6 protein-coding genes are annotated in these 6,462 nt (G+C 37.7%); 3 read left to right on the forward strand and 3 right to left on the reverse strand.

Features of this window, described 5'->3' with window-relative positions; genetic code table 11:
- Together GPLA_RS22440 and GPLA_RS22445 are read right to left on the reverse strand one after the other, a co-directional pair.
- Nucleotides 1-1,158 (reverse strand): histidine kinase dimerization/phospho-acceptor domain-containing protein (locus GPLA_RS22440; RefSeq protein ID WP_040515761.1); only part of this gene is annotated, 1,158 nt, incomplete at its 3' end.
- Complete coding sequence (locus GPLA_RS22445; RefSeq protein ID WP_040515764.1) at nucleotides 1,155-1,826, reverse strand: response regulator transcription factor; 672 nt, start codon at nucleotides 1,824-1,826, stop codon at nucleotides 1,155-1,157. The genes GPLA_RS22440 and GPLA_RS22445, both read right to left, overlap by 4 nt.
- A gap of 175 nt (nucleotides 1,827-2,001) precedes the next feature.
- Here GPLA_RS22445 and GPLA_RS22450 point away from each other — a divergent pair, with 175 nt between their 5' ends.
- From GPLA_RS22450 to GPLA_RS22460, 3 genes are read left to right on the forward strand one after another with little or no spacing between them, the layout of a single operon-like run.
- On the forward strand, nucleotides 2,002-2,748 hold the full coding sequence (locus GPLA_RS22450; protein ID WP_040515767.1) for a glycosyltransferase family 2 protein: 747 nt from the start codon (nucleotides 2,002-2,004) through the stop codon (nucleotides 2,746-2,748).
- Nucleotides 2,741-3,469 carry a TVP38/TMEM64 family protein gene (locus GPLA_RS22455; protein ID WP_007107335.1) on the forward strand — a complete coding sequence of 243 codons (729 nt, stop codon included), beginning with the start codon at nucleotides 2,741-2,743 and terminating at the stop codon, nucleotides 3,467-3,469. The genes GPLA_RS22450 and GPLA_RS22455 overlap by 8 nt, the downstream gene beginning before the upstream one ends.
- Entirely contained in the window at nucleotides 3,469-5,199 is a 1,731-nt protein-coding gene (locus tag GPLA_RS22460; RefSeq protein ID WP_007107336.1) for an ArnT family glycosyltransferase, read from the forward strand. The genes GPLA_RS22455 and GPLA_RS22460 overlap by 1 nt, the downstream gene beginning before the upstream one ends.
- A 24-nt stretch (nucleotides 5,200-5,223) precedes the next feature.
- Here the strand turns inward: GPLA_RS22460 and GPLA_RS22465 are convergent, their stop codons facing one another.
- Nucleotides 5,224-5,964, reverse strand: a complete 741-nt coding sequence (locus tag GPLA_RS22465; RefSeq protein ID WP_007107337.1) for a DUF3108 domain-containing protein — start codon at nucleotides 5,962-5,964, stop codon at nucleotides 5,224-5,226.
- Nucleotides 5,965-6,462 lie beyond the last annotated feature (498 nt).

Consider the following 6,462-nt stretch of genomic DNA (forward strand, 5'->3'; position numbering starts at 1 on the left):
ATTGCTGCCAACTGGACTGTGCGTATGGGCATTTTTTAGTAGATTTTGCATGATAGTTTCAAAAGCAAACAAATTACTTGTTACTAATGTTTCTGGCTCGCAAACCAATTTAACTCTAGGGCAATGAACCACTAATCGATTGAGAACCTGTAAAACATCAAATACATCATTTTGTTCAAAGTTATCATTACTATAACGATGGAATAGTAAAATATTGGCAACTATTTTTTCTAAACGCTGGCTTATCTCAAGAACATTGGGCGTGAATGTCGCTGTTAACTCTTTATCATTAGGAAATCTAAGTGTGACCTCCGCGAGGTTGATCAGTTCGGCGATAGGCGTTTTTAATTCATGAGCAATGTCTGATGTTAATCTTTTTTCCTTTAAGTATAATTTTCTATTTTCGGTAATAAATGTGTTGATACTATTCTGTATAGGAACTAATTCCTCGACCTTATGTGTTAATTCAACATCTGCTGTTTTTTCAGCTAATCTAATCTTCTTTATGTTACGTGAGAATTCCTCTAAGGGTTGGAGTCCGGCGTTAACTGTGGTCTTAACCAATGTTCTTACGATAAACGCTACGGCGAAAGCAGCGATTAAGAAACTAATATCAATTAACCACATTAGAAAGTTAAGCTTTTCCGTGGAAACCGCATAGGCAATTAACATTGGTTCTTGTTTTGATGTTGTTTTTTCTAAATAAGCTTGAAAATCCACTCTATCATCAGAATCTATTTGTGGTAAAAATTTGTAATAAATGATCTGACCATCCCTGCCATCCGGCAATATGATGTCTTTTGATATTTTTTTTCCGATTTTCAATTCTTCATAATTGAATGACGTTGTTGAAAATAGTCCTAGGGTTTCTGAACGCTCAAAAATTTTTTTATTTCGCCACAATTGATAATATTCGAGATCACCAGCTCCTTCAAACTCTGGCATAAACTCACCAGCGAAATCAAACTCAACACCCTCTGAGTCTTCATCCACTAGTGTGGTAAGTAGGTTTATTTTATTGTCTGTCGCTCGATTAAACTCATAGTGCACCCAATTATCTACTGCAATATCCGTTAACAATAAAATTGCTATTGTTACTAAAGTTATGGAAATGGAAAGAGAGCGGACTAATTTTCGATGTATCGATGTGGTTTTCATGTGTGTACCAAGTAACCAAACCCACGTTTGGTTTTAATTGGTAATTCACATCCTGCAACTTTAGCTTTTTTTCTAGCTGAAGATAAATGGGCTTCGATAGAATTTTTTGATACTGCATCATATTGCCCAGCAATATGTTCACTAAGCTTTTCTGGTGTAACGATCGTATTTTGGTTAGTAAATATGCATTCAACTATCTTGTATTCATTAGGTGTTAAATCTATGAATTTTTGGTTGAATTTTAGCGTTTTCAACTGCATATCAAGCGTTAAACCACCGAGTTCAATTTTATCTATATCTTTACGTAGCGTTCCTCTGCGTAACAACGATAATAAACGAGCGTGGAGTTCTTCGAATGAAAAGGGTTTGGTTAGATAGTCGTCAGCACCACTAAGCAAGCCTTTAACTCGGTCTTCTGGTTCGTTTTTAGCGGATAAAAGCAATACTCGGGTATCTTTTTGGCTATACCTAAGAGTTTTAAGCAGAGTCAAGCCGTCAATACTTGGCAGCATAATATCCAAAATAATTACATCATATTCCCCTGTGAGAGCCATAGTCAGACCTTCGGAACCATCGGCCGTATCATCTACGGTAAATCCTAAGTTTTGTAACCCAATGGTGAGACTTCTTCTAAGTGATGCAGAATCTTCAACGAGTAGAACTTTCATAACAACCTAGGTTAAACGATTTATAGATATTGTGAACATGCTTACTTAAGAACTGCCTAAGGAATACTGAATTTTTTCCAATTCACTTAAATTTCAGGATATCTTAGGTAAATCTTAAGTATTTATTAGTAACATAATTTTCAGTTTTTATGAAAATATGTATTTGGGCTTAAATATGAATCTGCTGCCAGTTCACGTTAGTGCTGTTATTCCTGCAAAAAATGAAGCTGAAAATATTGAGCCTTTGGTCAGCGAAATTATAGAGCAATTTGGATCTCGGAATGATTTTGAGATTATTTATGTAGATGATGGTAGTACCGATTCGACAGCAGATAAAGTATTACTCCTGAGCCTAAAATACCCAGGTATTGTGAGGTTAGTACAGCACGATTTTTCTGTTGGGCAAAGTACCGCAATACATTCTGGTGTATCTCTTGCGAAAGGTGAGCTTATAGTCACGCTTGATGCGGACGGCCAGAACGATCCTGTAGATATGTTAGCGTTAATTAATAAAGGTGAGTCTTTTGAAAAGGGGGCTGACTATTGTGTTGCCGGTTATAGGAGAATGCGAAAAGATACCCAGTGGAAACGATTGCAATCCCGTATCGCCAATAAAATTCGCTCGCGCCTGTTGAACGATAATACGCCTGATACTGGCTGTGGGTTAAAAGTTTTCCCTAAACATACTTTTCTTAAATTACCCTATTTTGATCATATGCATCGTTTCCTACCCGCGCTGATTAAGCGTCAAGGTGGTGTGATTGTTGTTATGGAAGTGAGCCATCGCAATCGTCAATTCGGGCAGTCGAAGTACGGTATGTGGGGGCGGTTGTCGGCCGGTATAATAGATATGCTTGGCGTTATTTGGCTGCAACGCAGAGCAAAGCTACCTAATATTAGCGAAATTTACCCTAATGAATAAAACCTTTAACAATAAATGGTACAAACATGGAGTCGGTACGATTTCATTCTGTATCGTCATTGGATTACTGCTTACTAATCTTGATATCTTTTCGTCGTTCAATGAAACATGGGTAGATCGAGATATTAGAAACGCAGGGATTATAGGCTGGATCTATTTTTTGGGGATTGGAGTAGTTGCAACAGCATGTGGGGCACCTCGCCAAGTTGTCGCTTTTTTAGGTGGGTATGCATTCGGTGCAATAAGCGGTACGTTACTCGCAACTTTAGCTGCGACTATGGGCTGCGCTATTACTTTTTATATATCGAAATGTGTAATTAAACCACTTGTGCAGCGTAAATTTAATTATCAATCGAAACAGGCAGACAATTTTCTTCGTTATGCGCCCACTCGTAAAACGATCATTATTAGATTGTTACCCTTCGGAAGTAACGTACTAACAAATATAATTGCAGGAAGTACCAACGTTAGCCCTAAAGCTTTTTTTGTTGGGTCAACGATCGGTTACTTGCCACAAATGTTGATTTTTTCATTATTAGGGAAGGGCATATTAGTTGGTTCCGAATGGAAAATTTTGTTTAGTACGCTCTTATTTTTGTTTTCGAGTTACTTAAGCTTTTTACTATACAAAAAATATCGATTTAATTTGAAGGAAAATGAATGTCGAACAGAATCAGTAGATAAAACTGCATCGACACCAACCCGCTCAAGTATTTTCTAATGGTAAATTTATCAACTATAGACAGACCATTTCAAATCGAAAATATAGAGCGTCTATTTATATCGTGTTGGCCTTTGTTAATTTCAGCTATAGCACTAGTATTTGTTGGGATGGGGCTGCGTGATCCATGGCCTGCTGATGAACCTCGATTTGCCTTAATCGCAAAAGAAATGGTAGAAACGGGTCAATGGTTTTTCCCCGCGAGGGCGCAAGAACTTTATCCTGATAAACCACCCATTTTTATGTGGTCGATTGCATTGTGTTACTGGGTCTCAGGTTCTCTGCGTTTTTCTTTTCTATTACCATCTGCCTTGTCCGCATTACTTACTATTTTTCTCGTCTATGATATTGGAAAACGGCTTTGGACTAAAAAAATAGGGCTTATTGCTGGTTGGTTATTGTTGTTTAGTTTCCAATTTCTTTTGCAGGCAAAAACGGCTCAGATCGACGCAATGGTCTGTGCTTGGATTACGCTTGGCTGCTACGGTTTACTACGCTTCTGTTTGGTCGATAGGGAATATAAATGGTATGCCCTTGCTTGGTTTTTTATGGGCATTGGCGTGATCACTAAAGGGGTCGGATTTTTACCTTTATTAATGTTGATACCCTTTGGCATTTTAAGATTTAAATCGAAAGTAGGCTCTCATATTGCGCCCACTTCCTTATGGACTTGGTTTTCGGGTGTTTTCATTATGCTAGGCGCGATAGGACTGTGGTTTATCCCTATGTTATTGATCGTGGCGCAATCTGATAATCCTAGTTTTGAGCTATATCGTGACAATATTTTATTGAAGCAAACGGTCACCCGCTATGCTGATTCTTGGCATCATATAAAACCTGCTTGGTATTATGTTACAGCAGTGATCCCCATTTTCTGGTTACCACTAAGTTTAATGCTTCCTTGGTTAGTTAAACCATGGATTGCAGCATTTAGAGAATGTGACCCACGTATTATTTTACCGATAGGTTGGGTGGTCTTAGTGATTATATTCTTTAGTTTGAGTCCAGGTAAACGAGGAGTCTACATCTTGCCAGCTCTTCCAATGCTGGTGCTTGCAATAGCTCCTTATTACCAAGCTATTTTGAACATAAAATTACTGAAAACACTGTTGTTCGTGATGTGCTTGATATTTAGTATAGGATTAACGCTGGTAGCGATTCTTGGGTTACTGGATGTCAATGCGATTACTAAGTTAACGAGTAAAATAGATGTCGAGCCTTGGTATCTATTCTTAAGCATTGGCTTAAGCAGCTTATTTGGTATTATGGCCTTGGTTCGGTTTTCAAAATGGTTTGCGTGGCCGTTGTTTTTTAGTGCTCTGTGGTTGGTGTATAGCACTTATGGATATGTGTTGAGAAATAATATTAGTACGCCAATAAGTATATATGAGCAGACAAAACGCCACATAGATCAGAACGCTGAAATTGCCCTTGTTTCTTTTTCTGAGCAATTCATTCTATTTTCACCCTATCGCATTTATCATTTTGGTTATCATACCGCTTTGGGGCCGCAGCTCGAAGCTGCATATCAATGGTTATCGAGTGATAATCGATTTGTATTAATTGAAGATGAGCAGATTAATGCGGACTGTTTTGATACTACTGACGTTTTCGATCTAGGTTTTGCGCATAGACGTCATTGGATCCTTTTACCTTATTCTGCAAAACGGTCAGATTGTTCTTATGGACATTCCGAAGTAGAAATATTTACCTATGAAGCTAAGCGCTAACTCGAACGCACATAAACCACGGTTTTATTTTTTTGTGAATATCTTTGTCGCCATTAAAATGGCTTGATTCTCACCATTATTAACCTGCTGAATTTTTACAGGTACATAGTTATGGTTAATATCAAACCAAATTGATGTTTCACGAGAGCTTGTTTTGCGTGTTCTTATCATTAATACCGTGTCGACGTCACCTATAGGTAACGAAATAGTGTGTTCGCCTTTATACAAAAAATGATATTGGGTTTTTTCTTTCTGCTCTTGGACATCAACAGTGATATCCGTTTTTAGACCAGAGCAAACCAATTCTCTCAAGTGATCGTAGACAGATAATGGGTCAAATGACCGATTGCTTGACACGTCCTGTTTTATTAAATACGACTTGGTTGTTTTACTTTTGAAAGGCTTTTTTTGCTGCTTAGTGTATTTTACAGGCACTAACCCGTTGGCAGTATAATTAGGTAACTCGCTTATTTCTTTCTGTACAAACTCCATAAACGCAACTGATGCCGTCACATTCGATTGTAATTGCATCCCAGTATTATTTAGAGATTTAAGGCTGCGCTCTGCTTGTCCCACATTGTATTCATCACGAATCAAGTCGAACTGTAATTCATAACTTTTTAATCTGCATTGCAGGGTATTGATGTTAAGGATGCCACTTTCCCCATCCCCATCAGGTTCATTGTCTGCGAAGCAGTGAAAGGGGGTGACCAGAACATATATCGACACTACCTTTAACACGGTGCTAATTGTACTGGAATACATATTTCCCTCCTAGATTAACAGCAATTTGAGTCAGTTACTGAAAGCAGCATTTTTGAACACTGGATGCAATTTTTATGTATTTGAATAGTATTAAAACCGCTGAAGCTTTCCTTTTACCTTACATGAAAATACCGCAGAAAGTATGTGATAAGAAGTTGTGATTTAGCTCCTATCTAAATTAATAATTTCATTTAGAAAATAACACTATGAATTGTAAAAAGTACTGACAAAAACCTGAGTGTGTTGTAAACATCGCGAACTGGTTAATTTTCCAGAAATAAATATTTCGTTCCATGAACGCATTTTTGTCCGAGGCGGGTGTCTCTTCCGAGTTTCTTGCAGCCAATAGATATTGGTCAAATCATAGTTAAAAATCCCCATTTTTAGGGCTGCTGAATCAACCGCACAAAATTCAGGACGTAGAGTATTTCGAACTTATTAACCTCTTTGTTAGTTGAATAAAGAGCTACCAAAATTTCCGTTAAGCTAATACAAACT

It is taken from the genome of Paraglaciecola polaris LMG 21857, from assembly GCF_000315055.1.
GTDB classification, from domain to species: domain Bacteria; phylum Pseudomonadota; class Gammaproteobacteria; order Enterobacterales; family Alteromonadaceae; genus Paraglaciecola; species Paraglaciecola polaris.

Coding starts and splice junctions, on each gene's coding strand:
- GPLA_RS22445 (WP_040515764.1), bottom strand. CDS start 1,826: ATGAAAGTTCTACTCGTTGAAGATTCTGCATCACTTAGAAGAAGTCTC.
- GPLA_RS22450 (WP_040515767.1), top strand. CDS start 2,002: ATGAATCTGCTGCCAGTTCACGTTAGTGCTGTTATTCCTGCAAAAAAT.
- GPLA_RS22455 (WP_007107335.1), top strand. CDS start 2,741: ATGAATAAAACCTTTAACAATAAATGGTACAAACATGGAGTCGGTACG.
- GPLA_RS22460 (WP_007107336.1), top strand. CDS start 3,469: ATGGTAAATTTATCAACTATAGACAGACCATTTCAAATCGAAAATATA.
- GPLA_RS22465 (WP_007107337.1), bottom strand. CDS start 5,964: ATGTATTCCAGTACAATTAGCACCGTGTTAAAGGTAGTGTCGATATAT.